The 15,921-nt window shown below is 67.9% G+C and carries 14 protein-coding genes and 1 pseudogene; 10 read left to right on the top strand and 5 right to left on the bottom strand.

Annotated elements, in window-relative coordinates:
• From ABDZ95_RS15105 to aguB, 4 genes are all read left to right on the top strand, one after another.
• Nucleotides 1-198, top strand: a 198-nt coding sequence (locus ABDZ95_RS15105; protein WP_343791256.1) for an OmpA family protein, incomplete at its 5' end; no start/stop codon positions are given.
• Nucleotides 199-466: 268 nt separating this feature from the next.
• The gene (locus ABDZ95_RS15100) at nucleotides 467-2,842 is read left to right on the top strand and encodes a TonB-dependent receptor (protein WP_343794803.1); all 2,376 of its coding nucleotides are present in this window, start codon (nucleotides 467-469) and stop codon (nucleotides 2,840-2,842) included.
• A 129-nt stretch (nucleotides 2,843-2,971) separates the two neighbouring features.
• The gene (locus tag ABDZ95_RS15095; RefSeq protein ID WP_343794802.1) at nucleotides 2,972-3,976 is read left to right on the top strand and encodes an agmatine deiminase family protein; all 1,005 of its coding nucleotides are present in this window, start codon (nucleotides 2,972-2,974) and stop codon (nucleotides 3,974-3,976) included.
• Nucleotides 3,976-4,848 (top strand): N-carbamoylputrescine amidase, encoded by an 873-nt coding sequence (aguB, locus tag ABDZ95_RS15090; RefSeq protein ID WP_343794801.1) that lies wholly within the window; start codon nucleotides 3,976-3,978, stop codon nucleotides 4,846-4,848. The genes ABDZ95_RS15095 and aguB overlap by 1 nt, the downstream gene beginning before the upstream one ends.
• Here aguB and ABDZ95_RS15085 read toward each other — a convergent pair.
• The 5 genes from ABDZ95_RS15085 to ABDZ95_RS15065 form a co-directional block, all read right to left on the bottom strand.
• Complete coding sequence (locus ABDZ95_RS15085; protein WP_343794800.1) at nucleotides 4,826-5,590, bottom strand: phosphatase PAP2 family protein; 765 nt, start codon at nucleotides 5,588-5,590, stop codon at nucleotides 4,826-4,828. The two genes, aguB and ABDZ95_RS15085, sit on opposite strands and share 23 nt — an antisense overlap.
• A complete protein-coding gene (locus ABDZ95_RS15080; RefSeq protein WP_343794799.1) occupies nucleotides 5,587-6,084 on the bottom strand; it encodes a hypothetical protein in 498 nt (165 codons plus the stop codon). The genes ABDZ95_RS15085 and ABDZ95_RS15080 overlap by 4 nt, the downstream gene beginning before the upstream one ends.
• A gap of 109 nt (nucleotides 6,085-6,193) precedes the next feature.
• Nucleotides 6,194-6,517, bottom strand: a complete 324-nt coding sequence (locus ABDZ95_RS15075) for a ribonuclease (protein ID WP_343794798.1) — start codon at nucleotides 6,515-6,517, stop codon at nucleotides 6,194-6,196.
• Nucleotides 6,518-6,604: 87 nt separating this feature from the next.
• A complete protein-coding gene (locus ABDZ95_RS15070) occupies nucleotides 6,605-7,657 on the bottom strand; it encodes a 1,9-bis(guanidino)-5-aza-nonane synthase (RefSeq protein ID WP_343794797.1) in 1,053 nt (350 codons plus the stop codon).
• Between the two features lie 99 nt (nucleotides 7,658-7,756).
• Complete coding sequence (locus ABDZ95_RS15065) at nucleotides 7,757-9,022, bottom strand: type III PLP-dependent enzyme (RefSeq protein WP_343794796.1); 1,266 nt, start codon at nucleotides 9,020-9,022, stop codon at nucleotides 7,757-7,759.
• Between the two features lie 262 nt (nucleotides 9,023-9,284).
• Here ABDZ95_RS15065 and ABDZ95_RS15060 point away from each other — a divergent pair, with 262 nt between their 5' ends.
• The 6 genes and pseudogenes from ABDZ95_RS15060 to phnE all read left to right on the top strand — a co-directional run bounded on the left by ABDZ95_RS15060 (nucleotide 9,285) and on the right by phnE (nucleotide 15,903).
• Nucleotides 9,285-9,782: a M16 family metallopeptidase gene (locus ABDZ95_RS15060; protein ID WP_343794795.1), complete on the top strand. Its 498-nt coding sequence runs from the start codon at nucleotides 9,285-9,287 to the stop codon at nucleotides 9,780-9,782.
• 45 nt (nucleotides 9,783-9,827) lie between these two features.
• Complete coding sequence (locus ABDZ95_RS15055; protein WP_343794794.1) at nucleotides 9,828-12,077, top strand: M16 family metallopeptidase; 2,250 nt, start codon at nucleotides 9,828-9,830, stop codon at nucleotides 12,075-12,077.
• Nucleotides 12,078-12,198: 121 nt separating this feature from the next.
• Nucleotides 12,199-12,993: a phosphonate ABC transporter ATP-binding protein gene (gene phnC, locus ABDZ95_RS15050; protein WP_343794793.1), complete on the top strand. Its 795-nt coding sequence runs from the start codon at nucleotides 12,199-12,201 to the stop codon at nucleotides 12,991-12,993.
• On the top strand, nucleotides 12,990-13,994 hold the full coding sequence (gene phnD, locus ABDZ95_RS15045; RefSeq protein ID WP_343794792.1) for a phosphate/phosphite/phosphonate ABC transporter substrate-binding protein: 1,005 nt from the start codon (nucleotides 12,990-12,992) through the stop codon (nucleotides 13,992-13,994). The genes phnC and phnD (ABDZ95_RS15045) overlap by 4 nt, the downstream gene beginning before the upstream one ends.
• A 61-nt stretch (nucleotides 13,995-14,055) precedes the next feature.
• Nucleotides 14,056-14,907 (top strand): annotated as a pseudogene (gene phnD, locus ABDZ95_RS15040) (phosphate/phosphite/phosphonate ABC transporter substrate-binding protein); the annotation flags it as partial.
• Between the two features lie 171 nt (nucleotides 14,908-15,078).
• Complete coding sequence (gene phnE, locus ABDZ95_RS15035) at nucleotides 15,079-15,903, top strand: phosphonate ABC transporter, permease protein PhnE (protein ID WP_343794804.1); 825 nt, start codon at nucleotides 15,079-15,081, stop codon at nucleotides 15,901-15,903.
• Nucleotides 15,904-15,921: the final 18 nt, after the last annotated feature.

The following is a 15,921-nucleotide window of genomic DNA, read 5'->3' as shown; positions in this document are numbered from 1 at the left end:
TCGGGTTCGGCGGCGTACAACGTGGGTCTGTCGAACCGCCGTGCGCGCACCGTGGCTGACGCCCTGGTCTCGCAAGGCGTCAACGGCGGCGTGATCTCGCTGGACGGCAAGGGTGAAACCCAGCTGGCCCGCCCGACCGCCGACGGCGTTCGCGAGCCTCTGAACCGTCGCGCCACCGTGGGCATCTCCTTCCGCTAATCCCGGAAGACCGCTCACAAGCGACACAAAGACAGAGCCGCCGGTCCCCAAAGGGGCCGGCGGTTTTGCTTTTTGCGAAGGGCAGTCGCGCGGAATTTGTGCGCTGCAACAGAGTGTGGCGCGCAAGCCACCCCTGCCCGCTGTCATATCAGTGTCACACGAATGTCGTCCCAGTTTCCGACGTCGCGCCTAAGGGGGGCGGGATTTCGGCCGGTCAAGGCCGGGCGTAGGGCGCTTCCGCCCATCTCATCGGGGATAGATGACTATGATGAACCGCAAACGCGTGTTCTGGGCGACGACCGCCCTCTGCAGCGGCCTGCTGGTCGCCGGAGCCGCCTCGGCCCAGTCGACGGGCAGCCAGACGGTGGAGTCCACCGAGCTGGACACCATCGTGGTGACCGGCGCCCGCGCCAACGGCATCGACGGCGCGATCGTCGCCCAGCGCAACCCGCGCTCGACCGCCACGATCACGGACCAGTATCTGCAGACCCAGAACGCCGGCCAATCGCCGCTCGCGTCGCTGAACCTGGTCCCGGGCGTCAACTTCAACAACACCGACGCCTACGGTTCGTCGGGCGGTGACGTCACGATGCGCGGCTTCGATTCGGCCCGTATTTCGCTGACCGTCGACGGTATTCCGCTGAACGACACCGGCAACTACGCCATCTACACCAACCAGCAGCAGGACCCGGAAACCCTGTCGCGCGTGGGCGTGAACCTGGGCACCACCGAAGTCGACAGCCCGACCGCTTCGGCCACCGGCGGCACCATCAACATGGTGACCCGTCGTCCGTCGTCGGACTTCGGCGTGACCCTGGTCGGTTCGACCGGCAGCGAAAGCTTCGGCCGCATCTTCGCGATGATCGACACCGGCGAGTTCGGCCCGTGGGGCACCTCGGCCTGGTTCTCGGCCTCGAAGACCGAGTACGACCACTTCAACGCCCTGTTCGGCGTCGACAAGACCCAGTTCAACGGTCGCATCTACCAGCCGCTGGGCGACAATGGCGACTTCGTCAGCCTGTCGGGTCACTACAACGAGAACCGCAACTTCTTCGGCAACCAGCAGGTCACGCTGGCGCAGTTCCGTCAGGGCCTGGGCTACACCCGGCCGACCTACACCCCGGGCTCGACCCAGACCGGCATCAACCCGTCGAACACCGGCAACATCCGCGGCCAATCGCGTTTCACGCTGGCTGAAGGCCTGCGCCTGACGATCGATCCGAGCTTCCAGTACACCCTCGCCCACGGCGGCGGTAGCAACAGCTGGACCCGCGCCCAGCTCGACGCCATCGGCGGCGCCGGCTCGGGCAACCTCGTGTTCGCTGCGGCCGGTCTGCCCGCCACCGCCACTTCGGTGACCCTGGCTCGTCCGAACATCACGAACACTCACCGCTACAGCGTGCTGTCCTCGCTGATCTGGGACATCAACGATGATCACCAGATCCGCGGCGCCTACACCTACGAGTTCGGCCGTCACCGCCAGACCGGCCAACAGGGCTTCCTGTCGAACGGCTTCTTCGCTGACGATTTCGCCGGTCGTAACGGTGACCCCGTTCGTCTGGCGGATGGCAGCGTTCTGCGCCGTCGTGACCGTCTGTCGCACGCCATCCTGAACCAGTTCTCGCTCGAGTATCGCGGTTCGTTCATGGAAAACACCGTGGACCTGGTGCTGGGCCTGCGCGCGCCGTTCTTCAAGCGTGAGCTGAACAACTATTGCTACCAGCGCGACACCTTCAACGCGCTGTGCACCAACGTCGCCCCGAACGTCACGAATGCCGACGGCACCGTGCAGTTCCCGGTCCTTGGCCCGTACAACACGAACGCCAATAACCGTTACGGCCGCCCGATGTCGTTCGAGAAGAAGTACGACGCTCTGCTGCCGAACATCGGCGCGACGTGGCGCTTCGCCCCGAACCAGTCGATCTACACCAGCTACGCTGAAGGTCTCTCGGCTCCCCGTACCGACGACCTGTACGACCGTTCGATCCCGGATCCGCAGCTGGAATCGACCAAGACGTTCGACCTCGGCTACCGCTTCAGCTCGAGCAACCTCATCGCTTCGGTCGCCGCCTGGCGCACGGAGTACGAGAACCGCATCGTCCGCACGTTCGACCAGGAAGAAGACATCTTCTTCAGCCGTAACGTGGGCGCGGTGACCCTGCAGGGTATCGACGGTCAGGTGGGCTGGTCGCCGGTCGAAGGCTTCAGCCTCTACGCCACGGCCAGCTACGTTCACAGCGAGGTCAAGAACAACCTGCCTAACGGTCTCGACGGAGCCGGTAACCCGGTCTTCCTGCCGACCGCTGGCAAGTCGCTCTTCGAAACCCCGGAAATCCAGGCCGGCGTCCGCGCCCAGTACGAGATCTCGGACTTCGTCTTCGGCCTGCAAGGCAAGTACGTCGGCGAACGTTGGGCCAACGACATCAACACGGAAGAGGCTCCGGACTACACCGTGTTCGATCTCGACCTGCGCTATACCCCGTCGTGGATGGCCGCTGCTGACACCTACCTGCAGCTGAACGTGTCGAACCTGTTCGACCAGCGCTACCTCGCCGACATCCGCACACAGAACCCGGGCGATGCCGGCAGCTACCACGTCGGCGCTCCGCGCGCTGTCATGCTGACGCTGGGCGTCCAGTTCTAAGGCTTGGCCTGAACGACTGAACGACCGGGGGGCGGAGCCGAAAGGCTCCGCCCCTTTCGTTTGCGCGGGTTGCGGCGGGGGGCGCAGGCGCCTATCTGGTCGCGCCGTGTCGAGCCGAGGAAACCCTGCATGACCTCTTCCGTCATTCCCGCCGAATGGGAACCGCACCGCGCCATGTGGGTCGGCTGGCCCAGCCATGGCGAGCTCTGGGAAGAGAACCTCGAACCGGCCCAGTCCGAGGTCGAGGCGCTGGTCCGCGCCCTCGCCGGGCCGGGCCGCGAACAGGTCAAGCTGATGGTCGGCAAGGTCGAGGCGCTGGACGACGCTCGCGCCCGCTTCGCCGATGTGGCGGGCGTCGAGGTCATCGACGGCCGTTTCGGCGACATCTGGCTGCGCGACACCGGCCCCATCTTCGGCCAGGGCTCGGACCGCGCCGCCGCTTTTGTCTTCAACGGCTGGGGCGGCAAGTACGAGCTGGAGCACGACGACACAGTCGCGACGCAGATCGGCGAGCAGTCCGGCACGCCGCTGGAGCGCAATGATTTCATCCTTGAGGGTGGCGCCCTGGATCACGACGGTCGGGGCACGATCCTGACCACCCGCCAGTGCCTGCTGAACCCGAACCGCAATGCGGGCTGGACCGAGGCGAAGGCGGAAGCCGCCCTGACGCAGGCTCTGGGCGCCCGCAAGGTGCTGTGGCTCGGCGACGGCCTGCTAAATGACCATACCGACGGCCACGTCGACAATCTGGCCCGCTTCGTCGCGCCGGGCATCGTGGCCTGCCCGATCGCCTGGGGCCGCAACGACCCGAACGACGACGTCTATGACGCCGTGGCGAAGGCCCTGTCGGAGATGACGGACACCGAGGGCCAGCCGATCAAGGTGCTGCGCCTGCCGTCGCCGGGCTTCGTGCCGGATGAGGACGAGCGCCCGGTCCCGGCCAGTCATATGAACTTCCTGATCGCCAACGGCGCCGTCATCGTCCCGACCTACGGCGACGACCGCGCGGCGGATCTGGCCTGTCAGGGTCTGAAAACCGTTTACCCGGATCGCGAGATCATCCCGCTGCCGTCCATGGCCATTCTGTCGGGCGGCGGGTCCTTCCACTGCATCAGCCAGCAGGAGCCTGCGTAATGAGCCGCACCGTCACCGTCGCCGCGCTGCAGACCTCGTATGCCTCCGAGGACATCCAGGCCAACATCGACAAGACCATCGCGCTGATCCGCGAGGCCGCCGCCAAGGGCGCGCAGGTGATTCTGCCGTCCGAGCTGTTCCAGGGACCGTACTTCTGCGTCTCGCAGGAGGAGAAGTGGTTCGGCACAGCCTTCCCCTGGCGCGAACACCCGGCCGTGGTCCAGTTGCAGCCGCTGGCAAAGGAACTGGGCGTGGTCATCCCCGTCTCGATCTTCGAGCGCGAGGGGCCGCACTACTTCAACTCGCTGGTCATGATCGACGCCGACGGCGCGCTGATGGGCGTCTATCGCAAGAGCCACATCCCCGACGGCCCCGGCTATCAGGAAAAGTACTACTTCCGGCCCGGCGACACCGGCTTCAAGGTCTGGGATACGAAGTTCGGCCGCATCGGCGTCGGCATCTGCTGGGACCAGTGGTACCCGGAGACCGCCCGCGCGATGATGCTGCAGGGCGCCGAGATACTGATGTATCCGACGGCCATCGGCACCGAGCCGCATGACGACACGCTGGACACCGCCGCTCCGTGGCAGCGCGCCATGCAGGGTCATGCCGTGTCCAACGTCGTGCCGGTGATCGGCGCCAACCGCATCGGCCAGGAACAGCTGACGGACGCCGGCCAGACCTTCTACGGCCACTCCTTCATCGCCAACCATCGCGGCGATCTGGTCGAGAGCTTCGGCGCGACCGACGAGGGCGTGCTGGTCCATACCTTCGATCTGGACTTCCTCGACCGCCATCGCGCGGCCTGGGGCTTCTTCCGCGACCGCCGTACGGACCTCTACGGCGCAATCAGCGGACCGCGTCCGGCGTAGCGAGCGCTCGCCGCTCGGCGGCGCAGGACGGATTGGTCAGGCCTTCCGCACGGGCGGCCGCGACCTCGACGCGCGCGGCCTCCAGATCGGCGGCGAACTCCGGAGAACGGCTGGCGGCGTCGTAGATGGCTAGCCCTGCCTGTGCGCCGGCATCGACGTCCGAGGGCCAGTTCATCCGGCACACGGCGCGGCTGACGCCGATCTCGCGGCCCATGTGGCGGACGCCGTCGGCTTGGCCGGGGGCGAGGGCGGCGAACAGTTCGCCATAGGCTGCGCCCGCGACGCCGCCGCTGGCCGGCCATGAGGGAGAGGTCCGCGTGGCGTCGTCGGCCCGCTGGCAGATATCGAGATCGGGATTGGCCGCCGGCCGCTTGCGGTCCGAGCGGGCCATCATGGCGCGCGTCAGGCTGTCGGCATCAACCAGAACCCGCGCCATCAGGCGACTGAGCGCGGGGCGGGGCGAGGCTGCGAGGCGCGTGCCGAGGACGCAGTCGAAATGCTGGGCGGCCCAGGGCGGCCGCAGTTCGGCATGGGCGGTCGCCAGCCACCAGCGATCTGTGCCGGGCTGGCCGGGGAGGGCCTCGGGCGGGGCGTCGGCGTCCGGCGGGACGGGCAGGGCGGCGAGAGCTTCGATCGCGTCCTGAGAGAGGTAGCCTGACACAGGCTCGGGCTGGGCAGGCCGCGCCGTGGCGCACCCCGCGAGGGTCACGCAGGCCGCCAGTGCGGCGGCCGCCCTGATCACCGCCCGTTCGACCAGGTCAGCAGGACGTCGGTGGCGCCGTCGACCGGCGTGGCGATGACGTTCAGCAGCTTGCCTGTGCCGTCCGCGCCATCACCGGCCGAGTAGGCGCGAGCGTCCTCCCGGTTCAGGGTGGTGATCGGCTTCAGGCCCGAAGCCTCGGCGCGGTCGCGATAAAAGGCGACGACCTCGTCGGGGGTGGCTTCGGTGGTGAACTCCAGCATGCCGCCGGGGCCGGCAGGGCTCTGGCCCGCGGTGGCCGGACCCTTGGGCGTGGCTCCGGGGTAGAGGACCGCGAAAATCGGAGCGCCGGGCGCGGCAGGCGCCGCGGCGGGGGTTGCGGCGTCGCTGGCGGCGGGGGCCTGCGCGGCCCGACCTTCGACAGCCGGAGGCTCGTCGGCGAGCGCGGCTTCCGTGGTTTCGGTGTCGTCCGCGTTCTGGCAGCCGCTCACCAACATCGCCGTCGCCAGTCCGGCGACCGCAAGAATGCGCTTCATCCCGTTGTGTCCTTGAAGACCTTGGTATCGTTACCTTTACCGTGGCGCATGCGTGCGGCGGCGGCAAGGCGGGTTCGCGCCTTCATGACGGCGCAATGTGACGCGGCGCTCAGCCCGTGGCTGCGTCGGCCCCCCTGGTGTCAGGCTTGTCCTCACCGGTGTTGTTGACCGGTTCCGGGTCGACGCCTTCCGGCGTCTTCGCCTTGGCGGCGGCCATGCCCTCGCTGGCCAGCATTTCGTTGATCGCGTCTTGGTCAGGATCGACGTCCGACCCCGAGGCCGCGCCGCCCTGCAGCGAGCCCGCCCGGGTGTCCGAGCCCATGTCGCTGCCGGAAAGGGCGTTGGTCAGGGCGTCGCGCGTGCGGCCCAGATCGGGCTTCTCGCCCATGTCGCCGGCCTCGCGGGCGTCCTCGGTCTGGTTCTGGTCGGTCATGGCGAAGCTCCTTCGCCCGACTAAGCGACCCGGCGCGCCGCCGGTTCCGCAAAAGAAAAGGGCCGGATCGCTCCGGCCCTTCCAGTCTTACTTCGCGAAGAGTTTCGCCCAGCGCGGCTTGGTGCGGCTCTTCCAGGCGCCGCGGTGATAGGCGTCCGAGCCAATCAGCGGCACGACGGTGGTGGCTTCAGCGAAGACCATCTGTTCGTAGGTGGTCGAGACCTTGCCCCACGAGGCGGCTTCCTTGAGCGTCGAGGACGAGCAGGCGCCGTCGCGCACGTCGGCCACGGTGATCTGCACCGCGTACTTGTGCATGTCGGCTTCGACGCCGAGGATCTCGGCGCAGACGACGGTGTCCTGGGCGAAGTTCTTCGGAACGCCGCCGCCGACCATGAACAGGCCCGTGGTGCCCGCCGCGATCTTGATGTCGGTCAGTTCGCGGAAGTCAGCGACCGCGTCGATCATCAGGTAGGGCTTGCCCTCGGCGATGCGTTCCTTCTGATGCTTCACCAGACCGAAGCCGGCCGACGAGTCGACGAAGGCAGGGCAGAAGATCGGCACGCCTTCTTCATAGGCGGTCTGGATCAGCGAGCCGGGCTTCTTCGCGTTGCCTTCCGACAGCCACTTGCCCATTTCCCAGATGAACTCGCGCGAGGAATAGCCGCGCGGCTCCAGACGGTTGCAGATCTCCAGGATCGTGTGATCGCACGCCTGCAGCTCTTCCTCGTCGATGTAGGTGTCGTAGATGCGGTCGATGTAATTGTCGCGCAGGACGTTATCGTCCACCGGGCCGGCGGCCTGGTAGTGCTTGAAGCCAAGGGCTTCGAAGAAGTCCATGTCGACGATCGAGGCGCCGGTGGCGACGATGGCGTCGGTCATGCCGAACTTCACCATGTCGCGGTACACGTGCATGCAGCCGCCGGCCGAGGTCGAGCCGGCGAGGATCAGCCACGGCGAGCAGTCCTTGTCTTCCAGCGACATGTTGAAGATGTCGGCGGCGCGGGCGGTGTCGCGCGACGAGAAGGACATCTTGCGCATGCTGTCGATGATCGGGCGCGCGTCGAAGGACGTCATGTCGACGTGCTCGACGGTGTTCTGCAGCAGCTCGGCCTTCTGGTTCGACTGAACAGGAGCGTTCATTGCAAGGGTTTCCCTTTGATTTGAGCGCCCGTCGTCAAAAAGGAACAGCGGCCCGGACGGAGCGACGGGCCGCTGCTTGTACAACGCGAAAGCGACGGTTTAGCGCCGCGACTTCTTCCGTTGGCCGGCCTTGCCCTTCGGACGCGACAGGCGAACGATCTTGCGGGCCTGCTCCTCTGCCGAGGTGCGGACCGTCGGGATCGAGCGCGGGGCCAGACCGTAGAGCGAGGCCATCGGGGCGTCCTCGACCGCGGCGATCTCGTGCTCGCCGTAGCCGTTGAAGCCCGTCGTCATGGCCACGCCATAGGCGCCCAGCATGCCGATCTCGATGAAGTCGCCTTCCTGAACGTCCGACGGCAGCCAGAACGGGCCCGGCATGTGGTCGATCGAGTCGCAGGTCGGGCCGTAGAAGCGGAAGGGCTTCAGATCCGGGGCGGCGTCGCCGTCCCGGACCAGCTTGGTCGGGAAGGGCCAGCGCGAGTGGGTGGCGTCGAACAGCGAGCCGTACGAGCCGTCGTTCAGGTAAAGGGCGTCGCCCTTCCGCAGATCGACGCGGCACAGCACCGACGAGCTTTCGGCTACCAGGGCGCGGCCCGGCTCGCACCACAGTTCGGTGGTGTGGGTGACCGGCATCTCGGCGAAGCCGCGATGGATCGCGTCGGCATATTCCTGCAGGTCCGGCGGGACCATGCCCGGATAGACCGAGGGGAAGCCGCCGCCGACGTCCACGATGTCGACGATCACGCCGGCGCGGGTGATGGCGCGACCGACCTGGGCCATGGCGGCCTCATAGGCGGACGGGCGCATGCACTGCGAACCGACGTGGAAGCTGACGCCCATCAGACCGTTCTGCACCGCCTGGCGCACGGCCATCAGCAGGGCCGGAGCCTGATCCGGGGTCACGCCGAACTTGCCCGACAGCGAATAGGCGGCGCCGTCGGCCGACACGCCCATGCGCACGACCAGGTTCAGGTCGTCGGCCTGGCCGGTGGCGTCGAGGATCTTGGCCAGCTCGTCATGGCTGTCGAGCACGAAGGTGCGGACGCCGTGGTCGAAATAGGCCTTGGTGATCGCGCCGCGGCTCTTGACCGGATGCATGAAGGCCAGACGCGCGTCCGGGCTGACCGAGCGCACCAGCTCGATCTCCGCCAGCGAGGCCACGTCGAACGCGTTCACGCCGGCTTCGACCAGGGTTTCGATGACCCAGCGCGAAGGGTTCGCCTTCACAGCATAGAAGACGTCGGCTTTCAGATTGTCCTGGAACCAGCGCGCCGCTACGGAAACCGAGCGCGGCCGCACGAGGGCGACGGGACGCTCAGGGGACCGCTCACGGACCAGGTCCAGGGGAAGCTGGTACGTGCGCAATTCACGTAACCCCCTGTTAGTCGTTAAACCCAGACCGGCGTTAGCGGCGCAGCTTGAAGACCTACGGGGTCCGCCGGAAGGCGCGATATGCAGTCACGTCCCTGTCATGTAAAGCGGTTTTTTCGTGACCACCCTTGAAGCGTCAGGGAATTTGTCCGGCTCCGGAGCACCTCGCGCCTCCGGAAGATGACTCAGGGTTCACTTGCCGCCCCGCACACCCTTGATAGGTTCGCCCCTGCATTTTCTTTCGGGGGACTGATCCATGCGTCGCACCGCTTTCGCCTGCGCTCTCGCGCTCATGATCGCAGGGGGCGCGCCTGTCGTCGCCCTCGCCCAGGTCCCGGCCGCCGAGCTGGCCCGCAGCGTGGACATCCCGTTCGAGACCTTCACCCTGGATAACGGTCTGAGGGTCGTCGTCCACACGGACCGCAAGGCCCCGGTGGTCGCCATCCACGCCTGGTACAACGTCGGCTCCAAGGACGAGCCGCCGGGCCAGACGGGCTTCGCCCACCTGTTCGAGCACATCGGCCTGTTCAATCCGACCGAGAACGTGCCCGGCGGCCTGATGGAGCCCCTGCGGGCCATGGGCGCCACCGACTGGAACGGCACCACCTGGTTCGATCGCACCAACTTCTTCCAGACCGTGCCGACCTCGGCCGTCGAGCAGGCGCTCTATATGGAGAGCGACCGCATGGGCCACCTGCTGGGCGCGCTCAGTCAGGAGCGGCTCGATAACCAGCGCGGTGTCGTCCAGAACTAGAAGCGCCAAGGTGACAACCAGCCCTACGGCCTGACCTACTATACGGTGCTGGAGACCCTCTTCCCCGAGGGCCACCCGTACCGTCACTCGACCATCGGCTCGATGGCCGACCTCGACGCCGCCAGCCTTGAGGATCTGCGCCAGTGGCACCGCGATAACTACGGCCCGAACAACGCCGTGCTGGTACTGGCCGGCGACATCGACACCGCCACGGCGCGGACGCTGGTGAACCGCTACTTCGGCCACATCCCGCGCGGGGCGCAGAACGAGCCGGCGCAGGCCGACATCCCGACGCTGGCCGCCCGCGCCGACCGCACCCTGCACGACCGAGTGCCCAACAGCCGCGTCGCCCGCTTCTGGGCTGTGCCGGGCCTTCTGTCGGACGAGGCGGCCAGCCTCGACATCGCCGCCTCCGTTTTCGGGGGTCTGGCCAGCTCGCGTCTCGACAACCAGCTGGTCCGCGGCGAGGAGACCGCCACCTCGGTCACCGCCGGCCTGCAGCCCTTCCAGCGTCTCGGCATGTTCTCTGCGTCCGTGGATGTGAAGCCGGGCGAGGACGTCGACGCCGTCTCCGCCCGTCTCGATCAGTTGATGGCCGACTACATCGCCAACGGTCCCACCGACGACGAGGTCCAGCGCGCCGTGACCCAGCGCCTGTCGCAGGTGCTGCAGTCGCTCGAGCCCACCGGCGGATTCACCGGCAAGGCTGTGACCCTCGCCGAGGGCCAGCTCTATGCCAACGACCCCGGCTTCTATCGCCGCCAGCTTCAGGCCTATGGCGCCGTCACGCCCGACAGCGTCCGCGCCGCCATGCAGCGCTGGCTGACCCGGCCGGTGCTCGCCCTGCGCGTCGATCCGGGCGAGCGCGAGGCCTATGTCGAGGCCGCGGACAACCGCCCGCCGCCGGCCGCCGCGGAGCCGCTGGCCATCACGCCGCGTGATCCCATGCCCGCCGTCGGCGATATGAAGCCGCTGGACTTCCCGGACATCGAGCGTGCGCGCCTGACGAACGGCGTCGAGGTCGTCTACGCCCGCTCGACCACCGTCCCCATCACCCGCATCGCGGTCGAGTTCGACGCCGGCGTCGCCGCCGACAGCGCCGAGGCTCCCGGAACCCAGACCCTGATGCTGGGTCTGCTGAAGCAGGGCACGACCAGCCGCAACGCCGAACAGATCGCCGAGCAGGAAGAGCGCCTGGGCGCCTCCATCGGCGTCGGCGCGACGCTGGACCGCACCGTGATCAGCCTGGGCGCGCCCAGCGCCAACCTCGACCCTGCTCTGGAGTTGATGGCCGACATCATCCGCAACCCGGCCTTCGCCGCCAACGACGTCGAGCGTCGCAAGGGCCAGCAACTGGCCTCGATCGCTCAGGAGCTGAGCTCGCCCAACGGCATGGGCGCCCGCGCCTGGCCGGCGCTGGTCTATGGCGAGAGCCACCCCTATGGCCGTCCGTTCTCCGGACAGGGCCGCGCCGACGCGGTGCAGGCGCTGGACGGCGACGACCTGCGCGCCTTCCACCAGAGCTGGATCCGCCCGGACGCCGCCCAGATCTTCGTCGTCTCGGATCGCCCGCTGGCCGAGATCACCGCGGCGCTGAACGCCCGCCTCGGCGACTGGGCCGCGCCGTCGGCGCCGCGCGGGCAGAAGAACTTCACCGCGCCCGCCGCCGCGACCGGCTCGCGCATTGTCCTGATCGACCGGCCGCAGTCGCCGCAGTCGATCATCCTCGGGGCGCTGGTCCTGCCGGTCACCGGCGCGGACGACCGTGTCGTCTTCAACGCCGCCAACGAGGCCATCGGCTCGGGCTTCCTGTCGCGCATCAACCAGGACATCCGCGAGACCCGCGGCTGGTCCTACGGTCTGGGTGGCGCGGCGCAGAACCTGGAGCATCAGGTGCCCTATCTGATCTCGGCGCCGGTGCAGTCGAACCGCACTGGCGAATCCATCCAGGTGCTGATCGACCAGTATCGCGGCTTCCTGTCGGACCGCGGCGTCACTCCGGCCGAGCGCGAGCGCATCATCAATGCCAATATGCGTCAGCTGCCGGGCCAGTTCGAAACCTCCCAGGCGGTGCTGGGCGCCCTGCGTTCCAACGCCCTGTTCGAACGTCCGGACAACTACTGGGAAGCCCTGGGTCCGCGCTATGCGCAGTTGACCCCGGCCGAGCTGGACGCCGAGGCGCGGCGTCTGCTGGGGCAGGCGAACTTCACCTGGGTCGTGGTCGGCGATGCGGCGACCGTGCGGCCACAGCTGGAGGCCCTGGGCCTGCCGGTCGAGGTGCGGGCGGCGCAGTAGGGCGATTGCGGCACCCCCGCCGCTTCGCTGGACGAAATCGACGCGGACGTGCCATTAAGACTTGCCTCGCAGGCCCGTTCGGGCGATGCGGCGCGCCCTTGCAACCGGTTCTCGCGTGTCCATGACCACAGCCACCGCAGTTGCGTCCGTAAAGGACGTCTCGAAGACCTTCGGCGCCCGTAAGGCCCTCAACGGCGTGTCCGTCGAGGTCAAGGCCGGCGAGATGGTCGCCCTGATCGGTCCCTCGGGATCGGGCAAGTCGACCCTCCTGCGCTCGATCACGGGCCTGCAGTCCATCGATCCGGGCGAGGGGACGGTGTCCGTCTTCGGCGAGGTCGTGCAGAAGAACGGCCGCGTCACGGGCCGCGCCCGCGCAGCGCGCCAGAAGCTGGGCATGATTTTCCAGCAGTTCAATCTGGTCGGACGCCTGTCGCTGTTCGCCAACGTCATGCTCGGCGCCTTGGGCCGCATCCCGGGCTGGAAGGGCGTGATGGGCCTGTGGCCGGCGGCGGACAAGGACAAGGCCATGGCGGCCCTGCACCGCGTCGGCGTGTCCGACTACGCCGCGCAGCGCGCCAATACGCTTTCGGGCGGCCAGCAGCAGCGCGGCGCCATCGCCCGCGCCATCGTGCAGGGCGCCCAGGCCATTCTGGCCGACGAGCCGGTCGCCTCGCTGGACCCGGTGTCCGCCCGCAAGGTCATGGAGCTGCTTGTCGAGCTGAACAAGCGCGACGGCCTTGGCGTCATCGTCACCCTGCACCAGGTCGATTACGCCATCCGCTACTGCGAGCGCGTCGTCGCCCTGCAGGCCGGCAAGGTAGTCTATGACGGCCCGTCGACGGGGCTGGACACCAAGCGCCTGATCGAGATCTACGGCCCCGAATTCGAAGACGCGTTCTGGGAAGCCAAGGCATGACCCACGGCGGCGCCATGCGCCGTCTTGGCGTCGGCATGCTGGCCGTCGTGGCGTTGGCGCTGTCCGCCTGCGGGCGCGACTCGACGTCCGCCGCGCGGGTCCCGGCCGACGGAATCCATTTCTCCATCCTCTCGGCACAGGGCCAGGCATCGACCGCTCCGGTCTGGCAACCGCTGCTGGACGACATGTCCAAGGCCATCGGCGTTCCGGTCACGGCTCGCTTCGGCGCCAGCTATGCCGAGCTCGTTGCGGAGATGGAGCAGGGGCGCACCCAGGCCGGCTGGTTCTCGGCTCGCCCGGCCATCGAGGCGCTGGACACGGCCGACGCCGAGGTCATCGCCCGCACGGTCGATACCGACGGCGCCGACAGCTATCGCTCGTCCCTGATCGTCAAGAAGGGCTCCGGCCTGACGCTGGATGCCGTTCTGGCCTGCGGCAAGCGGCTGGACTTCGGCATCGGCGACGCCCAGTCGACTTCGGGCACGCTGGCTCCGATGACCTTCCTGTTCAATCCGCGCCGGATCGACCCGCAGGCCTGCTTCGCCACGGTCGAGTCCGCCAACCACGAGACCAACGCCTTCTCCGTGGCCACCGGCGTGCTGGATGTGGCCACCTCGAACAGCGTCTCGACCGCGGCCCTGACCCGTCAGAACCCGGCCGTCGCCGACCAGATCGAGACCATCTGGCAGTCCCCGCCGATCCCCGAGAGCGGCATCCTCGTGCGCGAGGACCTCGATCCCGTGCTCAAGGAAAAGATCCGCAGCTTCTTCCTGACCTACGGACAGGGCAGCGGCGTCGAGGCCGAGCGCCAGCGCCGCGTGCTGGCTGGCCTGCGCTACTCGCGCTTCACCGCCGCCGACGCCGACTATCTGGATCCCGTCCGCGAGATGATCGCGGACGAAGCCCTGGCCGCCGCCCGCGTTTCGGGCGACCGCACTGCCGCCGCCGCGGCCGAGCGGGACCTGCAGCGCCTTCGCGCCCGTCGCGAGGTGCAGCCATGATCGTTCTTCGAACCCTTCTGATCTTCACCGCCCGTTCGGGCGCGTTCCGGGAAACCCAGGCATGAGCCGCCTTCGTACCCTCTTCGCCGGCCTGATGGCCCTGACCGTCGTCCTGTTCGGGATGGCCACGACCGCGAGCGCCCAGACGCAGCGGGAGGGACAGCCGAACGAGCTGGTCTTCACCATCCTGTCCGCCGAAGGTCAGGCCTCCTCGGGCCCCCTGTGGCAGCCGCTGCTGGACGACCTGCAGCGCGAAATCGGCATTCCCGTTCGCCCGATCTTCGGCTCGAACTACAGCGTGCTGGTCGAGGCCATGCGCGCCAATCAGGCCCAGATCGGGTGGTTCTCGGCCCTGCCGGCCGTGCAGGCCATCGACCGCGCCCAAGGCGAGGTCATCGCCCGCACCGTCGATATCGAGGGCAAGGACTCCTACGTCTCGACCCTGATCGTGAAGAAGGGCTCGGGCATCACGCTCGCGGACGTCGTTCGCTGTGGCAAGCAGTACACCTTCGGCATCGGCGACGCCCAATCGACCTCGGGCACCCTGGCCCCGATGACCTACTTCTTCAGCCCGCGGAACATCGATCCGCGCCAGTGCTTCTCGACCGTTCGGTCCGCCAACCACCAGGCCAACTCGTTCTCGGTCGCCAACGGGCAGGTGGACATCGCCACCTCGAACTCGGTCAATACCGTCTTCCTCAACCGCCAGAACCCGCAGATCGCCAGCCAGATCGAGGTGATCTGGGAATCGCCGCCCATCCCGGAGTCGGGCATCGTCCTGCGCGGCGACCTCCCGGCCGGCCTGAAGGCCCGGATCCGCGAGTTCTTCGTCACCTATGGCCAGGGCGTGGGCGCCGACGCCGACCGCCAGCGCGAGGTCATGACGGCCCTGAATTACTCCCAGTTCCGCGCTGCCGATAACAGCTACCTCGACCCGATCCGCGAGATGAAGGCAGACCAGGCCCGTCGCGAGGGGCGTCCGTCCGACGTGGCGCCGCCGTCGACGACCGCATCCAACCGTTGGGCTCCGGTCATTCCTTTCGCCCTGATCGGCCTGCTGGCGCTTATCGCCATCGGTCTGAACATGGTCCCGAAGAAGGCCCCGGCCCCGTCGGACCCCACGGTCATTCCGGAGCCGCCGAAGAAATCGCTGGCCGCCTGGTCGCTGGACGTTCTGCTGTGGGGCGGGTTCGCCATCATCCTGCTGGCCGCCTTCAATCGGGTCGACCTGCCGAACGTCACCAACCTGTTCTCCAACTCCGAGAACATCCGGGACTACGGCGCCGACTTCCTCCGCCCAGACTGGTCAGACTGGAAGGAACTGGTCGGCCAGATGTGGCTGACGGTCCAGATCGCCCTGTGGGGCACCTTCCTGGCCGTCTTCCTGGCCGTGCCGCTCAGCCTGATGGCCTCGCGCAACCTGTCGCCCAACTGGCTGGTCTGGCCGGTGCGTCGCGTGATGGACCTGCTGCGCTCGGTGCCGGATCTGGTCGTGGCCACCCTGTTCATCGTCGCCGTCGGCCTCGGCCCGCTGGCCGGCGTGCTCGCTATCGCCCTGAACACCGCCGGCGTGCTGGCCAAGCTGTTCTCCGAGGCCGTCGAGTCGATCGACAAGGGGCCGATCGAGGGCGTGAAGGCGACGGGCGGCAGCCGCCTGCACGAGATCGCCTGGGGCGTGATCCCGCAGGTGGCCCCGCTGTGGACTTCCTTCGCCCTGTACCGCTTCGAGTCGAACAGCCGCGCCGCCACGGTGCTGGGTCTGATCGGCGCCGGCGGTATCGGTCAGGTTCTGTTCGAGAGCCTGCAGGCGTTCGAGTATTCCAAGGTCTCGACCATCGCGATCATCATCGTCGTCGCCGTGACCCTGATCGACATGCTGTCGCAGGTGATGCGCAAGCGGCTGCTGTAAGCAAGGAAGCGTCGCGGC

Origin of the sequence: Brevundimonas kwangchunensis, from assembly GCF_039523815.1 — a bacterium.
GTDB classification, from domain to species: Bacteria; Pseudomonadota; Alphaproteobacteria; order Caulobacterales; family Caulobacteraceae; genus Brevundimonas; species Brevundimonas kwangchunensis.
This window is presented reverse-complemented; position numbering and strand designations above follow the sequence as displayed.

Coding starts and splice junctions, on each gene's coding strand:
- ABDZ95_RS15080 (WP_343794799.1), bottom strand. CDS start 6,084: ATGAAGCGCATTCTTGCGGTCGCCGGACTGGCGACGGCGATGTTGGTG.
- phnC (WP_343794793.1), top strand. CDS start 12,199: ATGACCACAGCCACCGCAGTTGCGTCCGTAAAGGACGTCTCGAAGACC.
- ABDZ95_RS15100 (WP_343794803.1), top strand. CDS start 467: ATGAACCGCAAACGCGTGTTCTGGGCGACGACCGCCCTCTGCAGCGGC.
- aguB (WP_343794801.1), top strand. CDS start 3,976: ATGAGCCGCACCGTCACCGTCGCCGCGCTGCAGACCTCGTATGCCTCC.
- ABDZ95_RS15070 (WP_343794797.1), bottom strand. CDS start 7,657: ATGAACGCTCCTGTTCAGTCGAACCAGAAGGCCGAGCTGCTGCAGAAC.
- ABDZ95_RS15075 (WP_343794798.1), bottom strand. CDS start 6,517: ATGACCGACCAGAACCAGACCGAGGACGCCCGCGAGGCCGGCGACATG.
- phnD (WP_343794792.1), top strand. CDS start 12,990: ATGACCCACGGCGGCGCCATGCGCCGTCTTGGCGTCGGCATGCTGGCC.
- ABDZ95_RS15095 (WP_343794802.1), top strand. CDS start 2,972: ATGACCTCTTCCGTCATTCCCGCCGAATGGGAACCGCACCGCGCCATG.
- ABDZ95_RS15060 (WP_343794795.1), top strand. CDS start 9,285: ATGCGTCGCACCGCTTTCGCCTGCGCTCTCGCGCTCATGATCGCAGGG.
- phnE (WP_343794804.1), top strand. CDS start 15,079: ATGGTCCCGAAGAAGGCCCCGGCCCCGTCGGACCCCACGGTCATTCCG.